At 69.1% G+C, this 18,690-nt stretch carries 18 protein-coding genes; 13 read left to right on the top strand and 5 right to left on the bottom strand.

The genetic code is table 11. The features are described 5' to 3' along the window. Positions 1 to 962 (bottom strand): Hpt domain-containing protein (locus BKE38_RS01775; protein WP_207553458.1); only part of this gene is annotated, 962 nt, incomplete at its 3' end. A 569-nt stretch (positions 963 to 1,531) separates the two neighbouring features. Here BKE38_RS01775 and BKE38_RS01770 point away from each other — a divergent pair. From BKE38_RS01770 to rpiA, 6 genes are all read left to right on the top strand, one after another. Next, the gene (locus tag BKE38_RS01770; RefSeq protein ID WP_076955661.1) at positions 1,532 to 2,467 is read left to right on the top strand and encodes a flagellin; all 936 of its coding nucleotides are present in this window, start codon (positions 1,532 to 1,534) and stop codon (positions 2,465 to 2,467) included. A 464-nt stretch (positions 2,468 to 2,931) separates the two neighbouring features. Then, positions 2,932 to 3,867 (top strand): flagellin, encoded by a 936-nt coding sequence (locus tag BKE38_RS01765; RefSeq protein WP_076955660.1) that lies wholly within the window; start codon positions 2,932 to 2,934, stop codon positions 3,865 to 3,867. Between the two features lie 148 nt (positions 3,868 to 4,015). Continuing rightward, positions 4,016 to 4,399 carry a flagellar biosynthesis regulator FlaF gene (locus BKE38_RS01760; RefSeq protein WP_076955659.1) on the top strand — a complete coding sequence of 128 codons (384 nt, stop codon included), beginning with the start codon at positions 4,016 to 4,018 and terminating at the stop codon, positions 4,397 to 4,399. Then, positions 4,396 to 4,851 carry a flagellar biosynthesis repressor FlbT gene (locus BKE38_RS01755; protein WP_076955658.1) on the top strand — a complete coding sequence of 152 codons (456 nt, stop codon included), beginning with the start codon at positions 4,396 to 4,398 and terminating at the stop codon, positions 4,849 to 4,851. The genes BKE38_RS01760 and BKE38_RS01755 overlap by 4 nt, the downstream gene beginning before the upstream one ends. A 45-nt stretch (positions 4,852 to 4,896) precedes the next feature. Continuing rightward, positions 4,897 to 5,649: a DUF1217 domain-containing protein gene (locus BKE38_RS01750; protein ID WP_076955657.1), complete on the top strand. Its 753-nt coding sequence runs from the start codon at positions 4,897 to 4,899 to the stop codon at positions 5,647 to 5,649. Positions 5,650 to 5,775: 126 nt separating this feature from the next. Next, positions 5,776 to 6,450 carry a ribose-5-phosphate isomerase RpiA gene (gene rpiA / locus BKE38_RS01745; RefSeq protein WP_076955656.1) on the top strand — a complete coding sequence of 225 codons (675 nt, stop codon included), beginning with the start codon at positions 5,776 to 5,778 and terminating at the stop codon, positions 6,448 to 6,450. 100 nt (positions 6,451 to 6,550) lie between these two features. On the opposite strand, the gene BKE38_RS01740 is transcribed toward rpiA, so the two are convergent. Both BKE38_RS01740 and cysK read right to left on the bottom strand, forming a co-directional pair. Beyond that, positions 6,551 to 8,869: a methyl-accepting chemotaxis protein gene (locus BKE38_RS01740; RefSeq protein WP_076955655.1), complete on the bottom strand. Its 2,319-nt coding sequence runs from the start codon at positions 8,867 to 8,869 to the stop codon at positions 6,551 to 6,553. A 180-nt stretch (positions 8,870 to 9,049) separates the two neighbouring features. Beyond that, positions 9,050 to 9,979 (bottom strand): cysteine synthase A, encoded by a 930-nt coding sequence (gene cysK / locus BKE38_RS01735; RefSeq protein WP_207553459.1) that lies wholly within the window; start codon positions 9,977 to 9,979, stop codon positions 9,050 to 9,052. A gap of 90 nt (positions 9,980 to 10,069) precedes the next feature. Between cysK and BKE38_RS01730 the strand changes: the two genes are divergently transcribed. From BKE38_RS01730 to BKE38_RS01705, 6 genes are all read left to right on the top strand, one after another. Further along, a complete protein-coding gene (locus BKE38_RS01730; protein WP_076955653.1) occupies positions 10,070 to 10,528 on the top strand; it encodes an RrF2 family transcriptional regulator in 459 nt (152 codons plus the stop codon). A 192-nt stretch (positions 10,529 to 10,720) separates the two neighbouring features. Next, positions 10,721 to 11,497, top strand: a complete 777-nt coding sequence (locus tag BKE38_RS01725; RefSeq protein WP_076955652.1) for an ABC transporter ATP-binding protein — start codon at positions 10,721 to 10,723, stop codon at positions 11,495 to 11,497. Further along, positions 11,490 to 12,194, top strand: coding sequence for an ABC transporter ATP-binding protein (locus tag BKE38_RS01720; protein WP_076955651.1), 705 nt, complete (start codon positions 11,490 to 11,492; stop codon positions 12,192 to 12,194). Before BKE38_RS01725 ends, BKE38_RS01720 begins: the two co-directional genes overlap by 8 nt. 93 nt (positions 12,195 to 12,287) lie before the next feature. Then, positions 12,288 to 13,532, top strand: coding sequence for an ABC transporter substrate-binding protein (locus BKE38_RS01715; RefSeq protein WP_076955650.1), 1,245 nt, complete (start codon positions 12,288 to 12,290; stop codon positions 13,530 to 13,532). 69 nt (positions 13,533 to 13,601) lie between these two features. Continuing rightward, a complete protein-coding gene (locus BKE38_RS01710; RefSeq protein WP_076955649.1) occupies positions 13,602 to 14,489 on the top strand; it encodes a branched-chain amino acid ABC transporter permease in 888 nt (295 codons plus the stop codon). A gap of 2 nt (positions 14,490 to 14,491) precedes the next feature. Then, on the top strand, positions 14,492 to 15,496 hold the full coding sequence (locus BKE38_RS01705) for a branched-chain amino acid ABC transporter permease (protein ID WP_076955648.1): 1,005 nt from the start codon (positions 14,492 to 14,494) through the stop codon (positions 15,494 to 15,496). Positions 15,497 to 15,732: 236 nt separating this feature from the next. On the opposite strand, the gene BKE38_RS01700 is transcribed toward BKE38_RS01705, so the two are convergent. Beyond that, the gene (locus BKE38_RS01700) at positions 15,733 to 16,815 is read right to left on the bottom strand and encodes a lysine-2,3-aminomutase-like protein (RefSeq protein ID WP_076955647.1); all 1,083 of its coding nucleotides are present in this window, start codon (positions 16,813 to 16,815) and stop codon (positions 15,733 to 15,735) included. Between the two features lie 36 nt (positions 16,816 to 16,851). Between BKE38_RS01700 and epmA the strand changes: the two genes are divergently transcribed. Then, positions 16,852 to 17,910 (top strand): EF-P lysine aminoacylase EpmA, encoded by a 1,059-nt coding sequence (epmA, locus tag BKE38_RS01695; protein ID WP_076955646.1) that lies wholly within the window; start codon positions 16,852 to 16,854, stop codon positions 17,908 to 17,910. Here epmA and BKE38_RS01690 read toward each other — a convergent pair. Next, positions 17,889 to 18,683 carry an arginyltransferase gene (locus BKE38_RS01690; protein WP_076955645.1) on the bottom strand — a complete coding sequence of 265 codons (795 nt, stop codon included), beginning with the start codon at positions 18,681 to 18,683 and terminating at the stop codon, positions 17,889 to 17,891. The two genes, epmA and BKE38_RS01690, sit on opposite strands and share 22 nt — an antisense overlap. Between the last annotated feature and the right edge of the window lie 7 nt (positions 18,684 to 18,690).

Raw genomic sequence — 18,690 nt, 5'->3', positions numbered from 1 at the left:
AGCGGGTCCTTGATCAGCTCCAGCACCTGGCGGTCGAGCTCGGTGTCGCCGCCGCTCTGCACCAGGTCGATGCGCTTGCCGAGCTCGGTGCCGAGGTCGCGCACCAGGCGGGGCAGCTTGGCCCAGGCGGCCGAGACCGGCTGCATCCGGGTCTTCATCACCCCTTCCTGCAGGTCGGAGGTGATGCGCGACAGCCGCTGCAGGGGTGCTGCGAAAGGCGTGTCGGTCTGGCCGCGGGCGACCTGCAGCAGCTGGTTGCGCACCAGCACCAGCTCGGAGGCGAGCGTCATCAGCTCGTCAAGGACCGGCAGCGAGACGCGGATCGCCTGCACCGGCATCGAGGAATCATTGTGCTGGGCAGCCGCTTTTTCCTCGGCGGGCTTCTCGGGCGCCTTCTCGGGCGCCTTCTCGGCCGGCTTCTCCGCGACGGGGGCCGGGGCAGGGGCCGCGGCGGCGGCGGCGGCGGCCACCGGCGCGGCGACGACCTCGGCCGGGGCCTCGGCGATCGCGGCGGGCTCGGGCTCGGCGACGGCGGCAACCGGGGCGACCACGGGGGCCTCGATCTCGACCTCGGCGGCGGCGGGCTGCTCTTCCGAGGCGGCGTTCAGCTGCGCGACGAGGGCAGAGTCATCGCCGGCGGGCTCGACGCCGGTCTCGGCCAGGCCCGCCATGATCATGCGGATGGTGTCGATGGCGGCCAGCACCGCGGTGACGCCGGCGGGCGAGACCGCGATGTCGCCGTCGCGATAGAGGCCGAGAAGGGATTCGGCGGCATGCGCCACCGCCTCGAGCCGCGACAGGCCGAGGAAGCCGCAGGTGCCCTTGACGCTATGGACCATGCGGAAGATGCGCGCCAGAATCTCGGCATCCTCGGAGGCACGTTCGAGGTCCACCAGGGCGGTGTCCAATTCGGCGAGAGCCTCGTTGGTCTCCGCCAGGAATTCCGAAATGAGGTCGTCCATGCCGCGAATCCGTTGCTTTCGTGGCGGCACCATGACGGTGAGTTCGGACCAGTCTGTTAACCCGTCGAACAGGAATGGCTGGGAAAAGCGCTTTTGTGAGTCCTTCTCTAATGTGGTGTCGTCTATGACCGCGCCCCTTCAACACGGGGTCCTTGATACGGGGTTTGGCGCCTGCGATCGGTGGAGCGCGCAGGGTGGACGAATCGCCCGGGTTTCGGCGGGCGGCGGCATTCGGAAAGTGTTAACGGATATGGCTCGGATCAGGCTTGCACCGCCCAGCTCCAGCTGGAGCTTCTCGCGAATGAGACACGCTGCGGGAAATATTTTCGCCGGGATTTCAGGAAGATAATTCTCGATCCGGCCGAGCCCGCCGAAAAATCGTCTCGGTAAATAACCGGTTAACAATTGGCGGCCAAATTCCCGATGCCGCCCCATGAACGGGCGGAGATGGATGGTACGGCGGATGAACCGCTTCAGTGACCTTCCTTCCCGATCAGCGCCCCGGAAAAGACAGGGGTCTGATCGCGTCGCCCTTGATCGGGCGGCGATGGTTCCCAGGAACTACCGCTATGGCCAACTCGGTCATCACGAACTCCGGCGCCAAGGTCGCGCTGCAGTCGCTGAACAAGATCAACAACCAGCTCGACACCACCCAGAAGAAGGTCTCGACCGGCTTCAAGGTGGCCGACGCCAAGGATGACGGCGCCGCCTATGCCGTCGCCCAGAAGGTGCGCGCCGACGTCACCGGCCTGAATGCCGCCAACGACCAGCTCGGCGGCGTGAACGGCTTGCTGACCAGCACGCTGAAGGCGATCGACACCGTCTCCAGCAAGCTGTCGACCGACGTCTCGACCGTGCTGACCAAGCTCTCCGACGCGAACCTCGATGACGAGACCCGCACCCAGTACACCGAGCAGTTCAAGTCGCTCGTCACGCAGATGAACACCACGCTGCAGGACGCGAACTACAACGGCACCCGCCTGCTCTCCTCGACCGCGACCAACGACCTGACCGGCGCCGCCTACACCGGCGGCTCGATGGAAGTGACCCGCAACGAGAAGGGCCAGAGCTACACCGTCAACTCGAGCGGCACCACCGCCGACCAGATGTCCTTCACCGACGATATCGCCACCGATATCTCGGGCATCACCACGGTCAGCGCGGATGATGCCAAGCAGCTGCTGCAGGGCGTCGACAACACCGGCGCGGCCGTGACCTCGGTCACCGTCGGCGGCGTGGCGCTGAAGACCTTCACCTCGCTCACCTCCGACGTGAACTCGGCGCAGAACCAGCTGGGCAACGACAGCAAGTTCGTCGGCAGCCAGATGACCTACAACAGCTCGCGCATCGACGCGATGGAGGAAGGCCTGGGCTCGCTGGTGGACGCCGACCTGGCCAAGGAATCGGCCCGCCTGACCGCGCTGCAGACCCAGCAGCAGCTGGCGACGACCGCGCTGTCGACTGCCAACTCGGCGCCGCAGGTCCTGCTCTCGCTGTTCCGCTGATCGACCGGGCCGGGACGCCGCGCCGCCGCCAGGCGCGCGGGGCGTCCCCGCCACAGGACCGGGCCGGGCGGCGGTGGCGCTGCCCGGCCCGTTCTGTCTTCGGTCGCGGCCGGCTCGCGCGCAAAAACTGTTAACGAATTGCCGCCGAAACCGGCGAGAAATCCCATCTTCCCGGCCCCGGCCAAGTCGGATCGCGTGCCGCCTGGCCGCTGCGATTTCAGGCGCCTGACCGCCTTCCTCACTTTTTTTTTGGGGCCGGTTCGATTTGGGAAGGATGGTAAACACCCCGTTCATAAATTCGGCCGAATTTGCCTTCGCCGCCCAAGGACCGGGTGGAGACGGATGGTACGGCGGATAAGCCGCGCGGTGACCCTCCATGTCCGATCGGACGCGCCCTGGAAAAGACGGGGTGTTTCGATCGCGCCGCTTAAAAGCAAGCGGTGTCGGGAACAGGAATTGAAGCCATGGCCAACTCGGTCATTACGAATTCTGGCGCCAAGGTTGCCCTGCAGTCGTTGAACAAGATCAACGAGCAGCTCGACACGACGCAGAAGAAGGTCTCCACCGGCTACAAGGTGTCGGACGCCAAGGACGATGGCGCCGCCTATGCGGTGGCCCAGAAGGTCCGCGCCGATGTCTCCGGCCTGAACTCCGCCAACGACCAGCTCGGCGGCGTGAACGGCCTGCTCACCAGCACGCTGAAGGCGGTGGACACCGTCTCCACCACCCTGGTGAACGATGTCAGCACCGTGCTGACCAAGCTGTCCGACGCGAACCTCGATGAAGAGACGCGCAACCAGTACACCGAGCAGTTCAAGTCGCTCGTCACGCGGATGAACACCACCCTGCAGGATGCCAGCTACAACGGCACCCGCCTGCTGGGCAGCACCGCGACCGACCCGCTGACCGGCGCCGCCTTCGAGGGCGGCTCGATGGAAGTGACCCGCAACGAGAAGGGCCAGAGCTACACGGTCAACTCGACCGCCACCTCGGCCGACAATCTGAGCTTCACCGACGACATCGCCACCGACATCACCGGCATCACCACGATGTCGGCCGACGAGGCGAAGCAGCTGCTGCAGGGCGTCGACAACACCGGCGCGGCCGTGACCTCGGTCACCGTCGGCGGCGTGGCGCTGAAGACCTTCACGCAGCTCAGCTCCGACGTGAACACCACCTCGAACGCGCTCGGCAACGACAGCAAGTTCATCTCGAGCCAGCTGACCTACAACAGCGCCCGCATCGACGCGATGGAAGAGGGCCTGGGCTCGCTGGTCGACGCCGACCTGGCCAAGGAATCGGCCCGCCTGACCGCGCTGCAGACGCAGCAGCAGCTGGCGACGACCTCGCTGTCCACCGCCAACTCGGCGCCCGAGGTCCTGCTCTCGCTCTTCCGCTGAGCGACGCGACACCGCTTGAGGCCGCCGCGCCGCGGCAGGCCTGACAGGTCCGGACGACCCCCCGCCGTCCGGACCGCCCTGAACAACCGAATCCGTACCGAACACGGGGCCTCGCGGCCCCCCGCCGTCAAAACGAGAGGCTGGTATCGTGTCCGCACCCAACTTCCACGCCCAGGCCTTGCGTGCCTATGGCGCCGTGAAGGCCACCCGGTCGCTCCGCGAGCAGGAGGCCGAGGTCTATGCCCTGGTCTCCGGCCGCCTGCGCGTGGCCACCGAGGGCTCCGACATCGAGAAGATCCGCGCGCGCAGCGACGCGACGCGCCTGTTCAGCACGGTCCGCGTGCTGACGCTGCACGAATCCTGCGAGCTGCCGCTGCCGCTGCGTGGCCAGATCGTCTCCGTCTGCCGCGCCGCCATGCGCGAGGCCGACAAGGACGACGCCGATCTCGGCTTCCTGGCCGATATCTGCGACAGCTTCGCCGCCGGCCTGCTGGGCCGCGCGCCGGTCGCGGAGACGGGCGCCGCCGCATGAGCGAGACCCGCTCCCCGCGCGGCGCCGGCCGCCTGGTCCTCGACCTGCGCGCCGGCGACCGCATGCTGGTCAATGGCGCGGCGCTGCAGTTCAAGACGCGCACCAGCGTCATGCTGTCGAACCGTGCCCGCTTCCTCTTCGGCAAGCAGATCATGTCGCCCGAGGATGCGCGCACCCCGGCCCGCCGTGTCTACTTCGCCATCCAGGCCGCCTATATCGCCGAGGAGGACGAGCGCGACCAGTTCGTCGCCATGGCCCGTGGCCTGGCCGACGAATACGCGGCCGCGACCACCTCGGCCACCGCCCGCAGCGTGCTGGCGCTGGCCATCGCCGATCTCGAGATCGGCGACTGCTGGGAAGCGATGCGCCGCGTCCGCGTGCTCTTCCCGCATGACGACGCGATGCTGAACGCCAGCGCCGGGGCGCCGGTCTCCGCCGCCGCGCCAAGCTGAACCGACCGGGCTCCCCCCGCCCGGCGGATGTTTGAGGAGGCCGCCATGACGATCAATCCCTATCTCGGCACGCTGTTCGGCTACGGCTCGGACAGCAGCGCGATGACGGGCACCGATCGCATCGGCCTCTACAACAAGACACTGAAGAACGAGGACAAGGACACCGCGCGCCTGTCCAAGGATCCCTCGATCAAGCGCGACCTCGACCGCTTGCAGAAGGCGATCGACACGGCGGAGTCGCCCGAGGCGCTGCTGAAGGACCCGACCGCCCGCAAGGTGCTGCTGCAGGCCTATGGCCTGGCCGGGCAGGAGGACAATGTCGCGCTGGCCACCCGGGCGCTGACCTCCGACCTCAAGGCCGAGGGCAACCTCGCCTCCCAGCTGACCAACGGCGCCTGGAAGACGGCGGCGCAGGACCTCGACTTCGCCAAGTCCGGCCTGGCGAAGCTGAAGGACCCGAAGACCTTCGCCGAGATCAAGGCGAACTACATTGAGTACAAGCGCGTTTCCGAGGTCGCAGACCAGAGCACGGAAGTGTCCGACGCGCTGCATATCCGCGGCATGGAGGACAAGACGCCCGGCGTCTACAACGTCCTCGGCGACAAGATCCTGCGCCGCGTCGCCCTGACGCTGGCCGGGCTGCCGGAGGAGATCGCCTACCAGTCGATCGAATCCCAGGCCCGCCAGGTCGAGAAGCGCATCGACCTGACGGAGTTCTCCACCGCCGAAGGGCGCGAGAAGCTGATCAACCGCTACCTGATCATCTCCGGGAATACCGGCTTCTCCTACATGGCCTGAAGCAGGCCGGGGGGAGGGGATCCCCCCGCAAGCCCGGGCGCCTGCCCGCTTGGCCCGTCTCTCTGCCGGGGCTTTGATGACCAGCGCCGCAGCCAGGCGCGGGCCCCTGTGGCAGGGTGGGGCGGCATGGCAGATCACCAGAAACGCGCGGCCGGCGAGGCCGCCGCCGAGCTCATCCAGGACGGCACCGTCGTCGGGCTGGGCACCGGCTCCACCGCCGTCCACTTCGTGCAGGCCCTGGCGCGCCGCCGCCTCGACCTGACCTGCGTCGCCACCTCGCGCGCCACGGCCGAGCTCGCGACCCGCCTCGGCCTGCGCCTGGCCGCGCTCGACGATGTCGGCCGCATCGACGTCACCGTCGACGGCGCCGACGAGATCGGCCCGGAGCTGGCGCTGATCAAGGGCGGCGGCGGCGCCCTGCTGCGGGAGAAGCTGGTCTGGCAGGCCTCCGCCCGCTGCATCGTCATCGCCGATGCCGGCAAGCGCGTCGGCTGCCTCGGCCGCTTCCCGCTGCCGATCGAGGTCACTCCCTTCGGCCACCGCCACACCGCCGCCCGCATCGCCGGCGTGCTCGAGGCCGCGCACCTCCCCACGGCCCTCCGCCTGCGCGGCGACGCCAACAAGCCGTTCGTCACCGACAACGGCAACCTGATCTACGACGCCGCGCTGGAGCGGATCGCGGCGCCGGCCCCGCTGGCCCGTGCGCTGAAGGCGGAGGCCGGCGTCGTCGAGCACGGCCTGTTCATCGGCCTGGCGGCGACCGCGCTGATCAGCACCGAGGCCGGCATCGAGCGTCTCTGACAAAAAAGCCCGGCCCTCCGTGACGGAGGGGCCGGGCGCACTGGGCAGGGCAGGCAAGCCAGCCGGCAAGGGCCACCGGCCCTCGCCGACCGACCGAAGACTAGGCGCGGATGGCGACCAGGAACTCGGAGGCGCGGTGGCGCAGGTCGTTGGCCTGGCCGGCCAGGCCCTCGGTCGCCTCCAGCATGCCGTTGGCGGCGCTGCCGGTCTCCTGAGCGGCCTCGCGGACGCGGCCGATGCGCTGGCTGACGGTGCCGGTGGCTTCCGCCACCTGGCTGGCGCTGCGCGCGATCTCCTGGGTCGCCGCACCCTGCTGCTCGACGGCGGCGGCGATGGCGGTGGAGATCTCGTTGGTCCGCTCGACCGTGCTGCCGATGCCGCGGATGGCTTCCACGGCGCGGCTGGTCACCGCCTGCATCTCGGCGATCTGGCTGCTGATCTCCTCGGTGGCGCGCGCCGTCTGGCCGGCCAGGTTCTTCACCTCGGAGGCGACGACGGCGAAGCCCTTGCCGGCTTCGCCCGCACGCGCCGCCTCGATGGTCGCATTGAGGGCAAGAAGATTGGTCTGGCCGGCGATGTCGCCGATCAGCTTCACCACGTCGCCGATGCGGTTGGCGCTTTCGGCCAGGCTGCGCATGGTGGTGTCGGTGGCGCGCGCCTCGTGCACGGCGCGGTCGGTCACCTGGGCCGCCTCGCTGACGCGGCGGGTGATCTCGACGATGGAGGCCGCCATCTCCTCGGCGGCGGCGGCGACTGCCTGCACGTCGGCATTGGCGCGGCCGGCGGCTTCCGCCACCAGGCTGGCTTCCTGGCCGGACAGCTTGGCATTGCCCGTCAGCTGCTGGGCGGCTGCCTGCATCTCGGTGGCGCGCGAGACGACGTTCTCGACGACGCCGCCGACCTGGCCCTCGAAGGTGTCGGCCAGGCGCGCCTGCTCGGTCACCAGGGTCCAGACCAGCATCGGGCCGACATAGGCGCCGCTGCTGTCGCGGATGGCGGAGACGTTGAGGTCGATCACCTCGCGGCCGAGATGCAGCCGCTCGCGATGCGGCAGGTTGGCGGCATCCGCCAGCAGGGCGCGCTGCTTCTCCGGATCGCGGGCGAAGATGTCGATGCTCTGGCTGGTCACCTGGTCGGGCGCGCAGGGCAGGGCCTCGGGGATGTGGTCGGTCAGGATCTCGCGCATCCGCGCATTGACGTAGGTGATGCGGAAATCCTGCTTCGGATCGCTCATCACCACGCCGGTCGGCATCTGCTCCAGCATCTGGCGCTGGGCGAAGGCCTCGCCCACCGTGCCGCGCAGCGCCTCGACGGCACCGGCGATATTGCCGATCTCGTCGCGGCGGTTGCGGTCAGGCACCGTCACCGCGGCGTCGCCATCGGCGATCTTCTTCAGCACCACGGCCAGCCGGCGCAGCGGGGCGGAGATGGCGCTGTTGGTGGCCAGGCCCGCGAGGATCAGCACCAGGGCGATCAGGCCGCCGGCGATCAGCGTGTCCTGCTTGACCCGGCCGAGGCTGGCCTCGCTGGCCAGCTGGCGCTGGGTGGAATCCTCGGCCATCGCCTCGCTGACGCCGGCGAGGCCGGCTTCCAGCTTGCTCCGGGCGGGGTCGACGCGGCCCTCGCGCAGCTCGCCGAGCGCGCCGAGGCCGGTCACCATCTCGTCCGAGGCCGTCGCGATGGCGGCCGAGGCGGCGCCCATGCGGTTGACCTCGTTGCGCAGGCTGTCGGTCAGCGGGCCGCTGGAGACGCCGCGGAAATGCACGCGCTGCTGCGCGATGGCGCGGCGCAGGCGGCGGGCCTGCTCCTGGTCCTCCGTGCCGATGAAGCGCTGCACGGAGGCGCGCAGGTCGTTGACCGCGCCGTGATAGGCCATCAGGCGCTGGCGCATCTCGTCGACGCGCGACGCCTCGGTCAGCTCGAACTCCATGCTGGCCGCGACCGACTCGAAGCGCTGGTCATACTCGTTCATGGCCGGGAACAGCACCTGGTCGCGGCGCTCGATCAGCTTGGTGCGCAGGTCGGTGACCTCGCGCAGGGCGCGGCCGTATTCGTCGATCAGCGGCAGCACCTGCATGGCCATCTCGCGCTCGCGCGGCTGGGCCTTGGCGGCACCCTGCTCGACCCGGGCACGCAACCCGTCCAGGCGCTCCTGCACGCCGCGCTGGGCGGCGGCGACGGCGTCCAGCGTCTGCGCGTTGACCGCCACGCTGGAGAAGAGGGCAGCACGGACGCCTTCCGTGACCGCGTCGCCCAGCGCGCCATCGGCCTCGGCCGCGTCGCGCAGGACGTGGTTCTCGGCCAGCACGTCGGTCAGGCTGGAATTGGTGCGGATCACCAGGACGGCCAGCAGCGCGAAGGTCAGCGCCGCTGAGAGAGCGAGTTTCAGCCCCACCCTCATATTGAGGAAAACACGCATCGGACACAGTTCCTGCCAGTGTTGTTGGCAGGATGGTCAGAGGATTTTAACAGCCTGTTGACCAGTTGCGGAGGCGTTCCAAGAGTAAGCTGCTGATTGCAACCAACTTTCGGTGGGGTGAACCCATGATGAGGGAAGGAAATTTGCAACCTCTGGTGGTCCTCCGCAACTGGGACCGGTTCACAACCCAGCGAAAAGGTCCGTCGAAAGGTACCGCTCGGCGAAAGAGGCGGCGATTCCGACGATCAGCTTGCCTTCCATTGCCGGCTGGGTCGCGAGGTCCAGCATGGCATGCAGCACCGCCCCGGAGGAAATGCCGATCGGCAGACCCTCGGTCCGGGCGCAGAGCCGGGCGGCGGCGAAGCTTTCGCGCTCGGTGACGCGGCGGACGGTGTCGAGCAGGCCGAGCTCCAGCACGGCGGGGCGGAAGCCGGCACCGATGCCCTGAATCTCGTGCGGGCCCGGATCGTCGCCGGACAGCACGGCCGACTCGGCCGGCTCGACGCCGATCACCTGCATCCCCTCCCGCCGCGGCTTCAGCGCGCGGGCGATGCCGGTCACCGTGCCGCCGGTGCCGACGCCGCCGACCACCGCATCGACCAGCCCCTCGGTATCGGCCCAGATCTCTTCCGCGGTGGTCGCGGCATGGATGGCGGGGTTGGCCGGGTTGTCGAACTGCCGCGGCATCCAGGCCTGCGGGGTGGCGGCGATGATGGCCTCGGCCCGAGCGATGGCCCCCGACATGCCCTGGGCGGCAGGGGTCAGCTCGACCTCGGCGCCCAGCAGGCGCAGCATCTTGCGGCGCTCGATGCTGGCGCCGTCCGGCATGGTGACGATCAGGCGATAGCCCTTGGCGGCGGCCACCAGGCCCAGCGCGATGCCGGTATTGCCCGAGGTCGGCTCGACCAGCACCGATTCGCCGGGGCGGATCGTGCCTTCGCGCTCGGCCGCCTCGACCATCGCCAGGCCGATACGGTCCTTGACCGAACCCAGCGGGTTGAAGAATTCCAGCTTCAGCGCCAGCCGCGCCTTGAGCCCGCGCGCGGCCTCGAGCCGGGGCAGGCGGACCAGGGGGGTGTGGCCGATGGTGGCCAGCACGCTCTCGTGCATCCCGGCGCCGCGGTGGGGACGGGGGGTGTTTCCTTCGGGCATGAAGGCATTATATCACGGCAGATCGGCGTGGTTCAGGGGGTGTTTGCAATGTTGTTGCGGCGTGATCGGGCGATGACGGCGGTTTCCATCGTGCTGGACGTGGCGTTCCACGCCGGCCGCGGCTCGACGGTGCCCGCCGGCGACATCGCCGACCGGCTGGGCGAGGCGCGCCGCGGCATCGAGCCGGTGCTGCAGGCGCTGTCGCGCGCCGGCATCCTGGGCAGCACCCGCGGCCCCAAGGGCGGCTATCGCCTGGGCCGCGCCGCCCGCGACATCTCGCTGAAGGAGGTGGTCTCGGCCGTGCTGAACCCCGATGCCGGCGACGATGACACGCAGCCCGAGCCGCCGAGCCCGCTGCAGAAGGCCGTCATCCTGCCGCTGTGGGAAGAACAGGAGAAGACCGTGCTGGACAGCCTGGCCGGCCAGACCGTGGCCGAGCTGCTGCGCCGCGCCGCTGTCGCCGGGTTGCGCCGCCCCACGCCCGAGGCGCTGAACTTCGCCATCTGACGCCGGTTCCGTCAGCCCGTCCTGACCGCTCGGTCAAGGTCGGGCGACGGTATCCCGCTGCCGCGAAAGCCTCGTGCTGCCAGACGTTTCCCGACCGCAAAGCTTTGCTTGCGCGCGCGCTTCCGCCTCGTCATGGTGCGTTGCAAAGGATCGTGAACGGATCCTGCAGGGACGTGCAAGAAGGGGGACAGGGTGGCGGAAAGCATCCTGGAGACGGAAGGCCTGACCAAGGAGTTCCTGGGATTCGTCGCCGTGGGCGACGTCTCCCTCAAGGTCCGGCGCGGCAGCATCCACGGGCTGATCGGCCCGAACGGCGCCGGCAAGACGACCTGCTTCAACCTGTTGACCAAGTTCCTGCCGCCGAGCCGCGGCAGCATCCGCTTCGACGGCCGCGACATCACCAAGATGAAGCCGGCCGAGGTCGCGCGGCTCGGCCTGGTGCGCAGCTTCCAGATTTCGGCGGTCTTCCCGCATCTGACGGTGCTGGAGAATGTCCGCGTCGCGTTGCAGCGGGCGAGGGGCGGCAGCTTCGACTTCTGGCGCTCGGATGCGGTGCTGCGCGGCTATGACGCCCGGGCGCGGGAACTGCTCGAGGATGTCGGGCTGTCGCAATATGCCCATCTGCCGGCCGGGCAATTGCCCTATGGCCGCAAGCGGGCGCTGGAGATCGCGACGACGCTGGCGCTCGACCCGGTGATGATGCTGCTGGACGAGCCCACCGCCGGCATGACCGCGGAAGACGTCGACCGCATCGTCGCCCTGGTGAAGCGCGTGGCCCAGGGCCGCACCGTGCTGATGGTCGAGCACAATCTGAAGGTGGTCGAAGGCCTCTGCGACACCATCACCGTGCTGACCCGCGGCAAGGTCCTGGCCGAGGGCCCCTATGCCGAGGTGTCCCGGAATCCGCAGGTGATCGCGGCCTATCTCGGCACCGATCCAACCATCTCCGGGGGTGCCGGGCATGGCTGAGCCTTTGCTGAAGGTCGAGGGCCTCGAGGCCTGGTATGGCGAGAGCCACGTGCTGCACGGCGTCGGCATCGAGGTGCGCCAGGGCGAGGTGGTGACGCTGCTCGGCCGCAATGGCGCCGGCAAGACGACGACGCTCCGCGCGATCATGGGGCTGGTGGGCAAGCGCCAGGGCAGCGTGCGCTTCGAGGGGCAGGAGCTGATCGGCGCCCGCAGCGACCGCATCGCCCGCGCCGGCATCGCGCTCTGCCCCGAGGAGCGCGGCATCTTCGCGAGCCTCGACGTGACGGAAAATCTCCTCCTGCCGCCGGTGGTGCGGGCAGGGGGGATGGATCTCGAGGCGATCTACACGCTGTTCCCGAACCTGAAGGAACGCGCGCGCAGCCCGGGCACCAAGCTGTCGGGCGGCGAGCAGCAGATGCTGGCCATCGCCCGCATCCTGCGCACCGGCGCCCGCCTGCTGATGCTGGACGAGCCGACCGAGGGGCTGGCGCCCGTCATCGTCCAGCAGATCGGCCGCACCATCCGCGAGATCAAGGCGCGCGGCTTCACCGTGCTGCTGGTCGAGCAGAACTTCCGCTTCGCCCAGACCGTCGCCGACCGCCACTATGTCATGGAGCATGGCCAGGTGGTCGACGCGGTCAGCAACGAGGAGCTCGCCGGCTCCATGGACCGTCTGCACGCCTATCTCGGCGTCTGACGTCGCGACAAGCGGTGGCTGCCCCGGCCCGCCGCGGCCGGGCCCATCAGCCGGCCCCGGGCATGGTCAGGGGCAGTTGGGAGAAACTCGAGAATGGCACAAGATCGCCGCAGCCTGCTGAAGGGCGCCGCCGCCGCCGCGCTGGTCCCCGCCCTCGGCGCAATTCCCGCCCGCGCCCGGGCGCAAGGGTCCACCACGCTGAAGATCGGCGTGCTGAACGACCAGTCGGGCGTCTATCGCGACGTCTCCGGCCCCGGCTCGGTCGCCTGCGTCCGCCAGGCGATCCAGGATTCCGGCATCGCCGCCAAGGGCGTCAATGTCGAGGTCGTCTTCGCCGACCACCAGAACAAGGCCGATGTCGGCTCGACCATCGCCCGGCAGTGGATCGACCGCGACGGCGTCGACGTCATCGTCGACGTGCCGAACTCGGCGGTGGCGCTGGCGGTCAACGCCATCGTCCGCGAGAAGAACAAGGCCTATTTCAACTCGACGGGCGCGACCACGGATCTCACCGGCGCGCAGTGCAGCCCGAACACGGTGCACTGGACCTACGACACTTACATGCTGGCGAAATCCACCGGCGGCGCCATGGTGAAGACCGGCGGCGACAGCTGGTTCTTCATCACCGCCGACTATGCCTTCGGCCATGCGCTCGAGCGCGACACCACGGGCTTCGTCACCGGCGCCGGCGGCAAGGTGCTGGGCAGCGTCCGCCACCCGCTGCAGTCGACCGATTTCTCCTCCTACCTGCTGCAGGCGCAGCAGAGCCGGGCCAAGGTGATCGGCCTGGCCAATGCCGGCACCGACACCATCAACAGCGTCAAGCAGGCCGCCGAATTCGGCGTCACCCGCCGCGGCACCAAGATCGCCGTGCTGCTGATGTTCATCAACGACGTCCACAGCCTTGGCCTGAAGGCGGCGCAGGGGCTGGTCTGCACCGAGAGCTTCTACTGGGACCTGAACGAGCGCACGCGCGCCTTCACCAACCGGGTGAAGGGCAACATGGGCGGGCAATACCCGGCCATGTCGCATGCCGGCTGCTACGCCTCTGTCCTGCACTACCTGAAGGCGGTGGCCGATATGGGCGCGCCGGCCGCCAAGGCCAGCGGCGCCGAGGCGGTGGCGCGCATGAAGGCCATGCCGACCGACGACGACTGCTTCGGGGCCGGGCAGATCCGCGCCGACGGCCGCAAGCTGCACCCGGCCTATCTCTTCGAGGTGAAGACGCCGGAGGAGAGCAAGGGCGCCTGGGACTACTACAAGCTGCTGCAGACCACCGCGGCCGACGAGGCCTGGCGCCCGCTGGCCCAGGGCGGCTGCAGCCTGATCCGCACCTGAGGACCGGGAGGGGGCCCGGGGCGGCCCCCTTCCGACCCTTGGAACCTCCTGCTGCAGGAAGACGTGGCCTTGCTTGAAGACCTGCTTTTCCAATTGGAGCTCGGCCTGCCGCAGGTGGTGCTCGGCCTGGTGAACGGCGCCTTCTACGCGCTGCTGTCGCTGGGCCTGGCCGTCATCTTCGGCATGCTGAACGTCATCAACTTCGCCCATGGCGCGCAGTTCATGATGGGCGCCTTCGTCGCCTGGATGATGCTGAACTGGCTGGGCATCGGCTACTGGCCGGCGCTGGTCCTGGCGCCCCTTGTGGTCGGTGCCTTCGGCGTCGTGCTCGAGAAGACGATGATCAGCCGGCTCTACAAGCTGGACCATCTCTACGGGCTGCTGCTGACCTTCGGCATCGCGCTGATCATCGAGGGGCTGTTCCGCAACCAGTTCGGCTCCTCCGGTATGCCCTATTCGCCGCCGGAGATCCTGTCCGGCCCGCCGGTCGATCTGGGCTTCATGTTCCTGCCGAAATACCGGCTCTGGGTCGTCGTCGCCGCGCTGGTCATGAGCCTGGTCACCTGGCTGGTGATCGAGAAGACGCGGCTCGGCGCCTATCTGCGCGCCGCCACTGAGAATGCCGCGCTGGTCCAGGCCTTCGGCGTCAACGTGCCGCGGATGGTGACCCTGACCTATGCCGCGGGCGTGGCGCTGGCGGCGTTTGCCGGCGTGCTGGCAGCACCCATCTATTCGGTGAACCCGCAGATGGGGTCGAGCCTGATCATCGTGGTCTTCGCGGTCGTCGTCATCGGCGGGATGGGCTCCATCCTGGGATCCGTCGTCACCGGCTTCGGATTAGGGTTGGTGGAGGGATTAACAAAGGTCTTCTACCCCGAGGCTTCCTCCACCGTGATCTTCGTCATCATGGCCATCGTGCTGCTGGCACGCCCGGCCGGCCTGTTCGGGAGGGCCTGACCATGGCCGCTGGCCACGCCTCCGTCGCCGCCCTGCCGGCGCTGCACGAGACCCCGGGCCTGCTCGGCCTGTCGGCGCTGGGCTTCAACCGGGCGCAGAGCATCGCCTTCCTGGCTCTGCTCGCCGCCCTGATCGTCGGGCCCTTCTTCCTCTACCCCGTCTTCCTGATGAAGCTGCTGTGCTTCGCCCTCTTCGCCTGCGCCTTCAACCTGCTGATCGGCTATGTCGGGCTGCTCTCCTTCGGCCACGCCATGTTCTTCGGCATGGGCGGCTACGTCACCGCCCATGCCGCCAAGGTCTGGGGCTTCACGCCGGAGCTCGCCATCCTGTCGGGCGGCGCGATCGGCGCGGCGCTCGGCGTGGTCGCCGGCTGGATCGCCATCCGCCGCCAGGGCATCTACTTCGCCATGATCACCCTGGCGCTGGCGCAGATGATCTTCTTCGTCTGCCTGCAGGCGCCCTTCACCGGCGGCGAGGACGGCATACAGCGCGTGCCCCGTGGCCACCTGTTCGGTATCATCGACCTCAGCCGCGACATGAGCTTCTACTGGGTGGTGGCCGCGGTCTTCCTGGCCGGCTTCCTGCTGATCAACCGCATCGTCCATTCGCCCTTCGGCCAGGTCCTGAAAGCCATCCGCGAGAACGAGCCGCGCGCCATCTCGCTCGGCTACCGCACCGACGACTACAAGCTGGTGGCCTTCACCCTGTCGGCGACGCTGGCCGGCATCGCCGGCGGCACCAAGGCCCTGGTCTTCGGCATCGCGACGCTGACCGACGTCTATTGGGCGATGTCCGGCGAGGTGGTGCTGATGACGCTGGTCGGCGGCCTCGGCACGGTGTTCGGCCCGGCCATGGGGGCGGCGGTGATCGTCACCATGCAGAACTACCTGGCCGAATTCGGCGCCTGGGTGACGGTGATCCAGGGGGTCATCTTCGTCGCCTGCGTGCTGGCCTTCCGGGCGGGGGTGATCGGCGAGCTGGGGCGGGTTCTTAAAGTTCGGCTTTGAAAGGCCAGGGGAATGAATTCCCCTGGACCCCTTCTTTTTTCTGTCAGACTGCCGTGTCCACGTGACGACAGTGCGTGGCCCGGCCCAGCGGCAGCGCGACCTTCGAGGTTGCGCTGTTTTTGATTCTGAGCCCGCCGCGATGCCTGGGTATCGCTTGTGGTTCATTGGCTGGGGCGTAAACGGCCAATGGGCAGAAAGAAGATGGGGGTCTGGGGGAATTCATTCCCCCAGCCTTTTCAGGTCTTCTCTTGCCTGTAGGTTTTTTTATCCAAGGGCCCTTCGACGACCCAATCATCCCCATCGGCCTTTGCAAAATCCGGCCCCAGCGGCGCTTTTCCCGCGCCATCCGGCAGGTCCAGCACATAGGCCGGCCAGGCCAGCCCGGTGAGCTTCCCCCGCAGCGCGCGTAGGATGGCGCGGCCTTCCTCGATGGGCACCTCGAAGCGCGCCGTGCCTGGGGCGCGGTCGAGCTGGTGCAGGTAGTAGGGCTTCACCTGCTGGGCCAGCATGGCGCGGAACAGCGCGGTCAGCGCCTCGGGGCTGTCGTTGACGCCGCGCAGCAGCACCGACTGGCCGAGCAGGGCCACGCCGGCGCGGCGCAACCGCTTCAGCGCGGCGCGGGCATCGTCGGCGAACTCGCGTTCGTGGTTGGCGTGGACGCAGAGGAACAGCGCCTTGTCGCTTTCGGCCAGCACCTCGGCCAGCTCGGGGGTGATGCGCTCGGGGGCGGAGACCGGCACGCGCGAATGCAGGCGGATGATGTCGAGATGGGGGATCGACGACAGGCGCCGCAGGATGTGCTGCAGCCGGCGCGGCGACAGCATCAGCGGGTCGCCGCCGGTCAGGATGGCCTCGCGCAGCTGGGGGGTGGCGGCGAACCAGTCGAGCGCGGCGTCGAGCTCGGCTTCCGACAGCAGCCCGCCGCCGGGGCCGACCACTTCGCGGCGGAAGCAGAAGCGGCAATAGACCGGGCAGGTCAGCAGCGGCTTCAGCAGGGCGCGGTCGGGGTAGCGGTGGACCACGCCTTTCACCGGGGTGAAGGGGGCGTCGCTGGTGGGATCGCTGCGCTCGCTGGGCAGGGTGGTCAGCTCGGCGATGTCCGGGATGTACTGGCGCGCGATCGGGTCGGAAGGGTCGGCTAGGTCGATCAGCGCCTGGACGGCCGGGGTGACGGCAATGGCATAGGTTTTCGACAGCGCGTCCAGCCCGGATTGCGCCTCGGGCGGCACCAGGCCGGCGGCGACCAGGCCGGCCGCGTCGCGCAGCGTGCGGGAGCCAGGGAGGCGACTGGTCTTCAAATGGGCGGAACCGTCGGGCATGGTCGCGCGCTTACGCCCAGAGGCCCCAAGCCCGCAATGCCCGATCGCCCGCCGCAACCCAGCCTCCCGTCCTGGCACCCGGAAAGTCTTGCCCAACGCCTGCCCGCGCTGCGCCGGCGGACGCGGCTGATGTCGGAGACCCGCGCCTTTTTCGCGGCCCGCGGCTATGCCGAGGTGGAGACGCCGGCCCTGGTCCCGGCGCCGGGCATGGAGGTGCATCTGGCCGCCTTCCGCAGCGAGTTCAGGCCGATCCTGGGCGAGGGCGCCTATCCGCTCTGGCTGCGCACCTCGCCGGAGCTGGCGATCAAGCGGCTGCTGGTCGCCGGCTGCGGCCCGGTCTTCGAGCTGGCCCGCGTCTGGCGCAACGGCGAGGTCAGCCCGCGCCATTCCCCCGAATTCACGATGCTCGAATGGTATCGTCCTGGCGCCACGCTCGACGGGCTGATGGACGAGACCGAGGATTTTCTTCGCCTTGTCCTGCCGCCGCGGGTCACCCATGGCGGCGTCACCACCGACCTCACCGCGCCCTTCGAACGCCTGACCATGGCCGAAGCCTTTTCCCGATATGTCGGCGGCCTCGACATCCTGGCGACCGAAGGCGACGGCGCGGCCCTGCGCGCGGCGGCGAGCGCGGTCGGCATCGCCCCCCGCGGCGAGGAAGGCTGGGAGGATCTTTTTTTCAGGATCCTGCTGGAACGGATCGAGCCGGAGCTCGGCCGCGACCGCCCGACCTTCCTGACGCATTGGCCGGCACCCCAGGCGGCGCTGGCCCGGCGCGACCCGGCTGACCCGCGGGCGGCGCTGCGCTTCGAGCTCTTCGTCGCCGGGATTGAGCTGGCCAATGCCTTCGACGAGCTGACCGACGCCGCCGAGCAGGCCGGTCGCTTCGCCCATGACGTCGCCGAGCGGCACCGCCTCTATGGCGAAGGCTGGCCGGTGGACCAGGATTTCCTCGACGCGCTGGCGCATGGCATGCCGCCGACGGCAGGCATCGCGCTGGGCTTCGACCGGCTGGCGATGCTGGCGGCGGGGGCGGAGACGGTCGCGGAGACGCTCTGGCTGGGCGGCTGGCCCTACGGCGCGACCACCGGCTGACCCCCCGGCTGACCCCCCGGCTGACCCACAGGCTCCAGGGTCGGGCCGGCATAGGCCTCGATCGGCCGCCAGGCGCCGCTGAGCAGGATCTCGCTGGGCTGGAAGCGGGCCTTGTAGGCCATCTTGCGGCTCAGCGGCACCCAGTAGCCGAGATAGACATAGGGCAGGCCGAGCTGCAGCGCGCGCTCGACCAGCCAGAGCACCGCATAGGTGCCAAGCGAGCGCTTCTCCAGCCCCGGCTCATAGAAGGAATAGACGGCGGAGAGGCCGTCGCTCAGCCAGTCGGTCAGGCAGGCGCCCAGCAGCTGGCCGTCGGGGTCGCGGAACTCGATCAGCCCGGTGGTGATCGGCGTGTCCTCGACCATGGCGCGGTAGTCGTAGAAGCCCATGGCCGCCATGTCGCCATCCTGGTGCCGCGCCTTCTGGTAGCGCTGGAAGAGCGCGAACTGCTCGGCGGTGGCGCGGGCGGGGACGGTCTCGCCGCGCAGCAGGGCATTGGCGCGCGCGATGCGGCGCTGGGTGCGGTCGGGGGTGAAGCGGGCCGCATCGATGCGGATCGGGATGCAGGCGTTGCAGCCCGGGCAGACCGGCGAATAGGCGATGTTGTGGCTGCGACGGAAGCCGGCGCGCGACAGGCGGTCGTGCAGCGGCTCGGCATCGGGGCCGGTCAGCTCGGTCACGATCTTCCGCTCCGTCCGGCCCGCCAGATACGGGCAGGGCAGCGGCGCGGTCGTGTAGAAGAACTGGGGGCGCTTGGTGGAACGGTGCAGCATGGTTCTG

The organism is Teichococcus deserti (genome assembly GCF_001982615.1).
Taxonomy (GTDB): Bacteria; Pseudomonadota; Alphaproteobacteria; order Acetobacterales; family Acetobacteraceae; genus Pseudoroseomonas; species Pseudoroseomonas deserti.
This window is presented reverse-complemented; position numbering and strand designations above follow the sequence as displayed.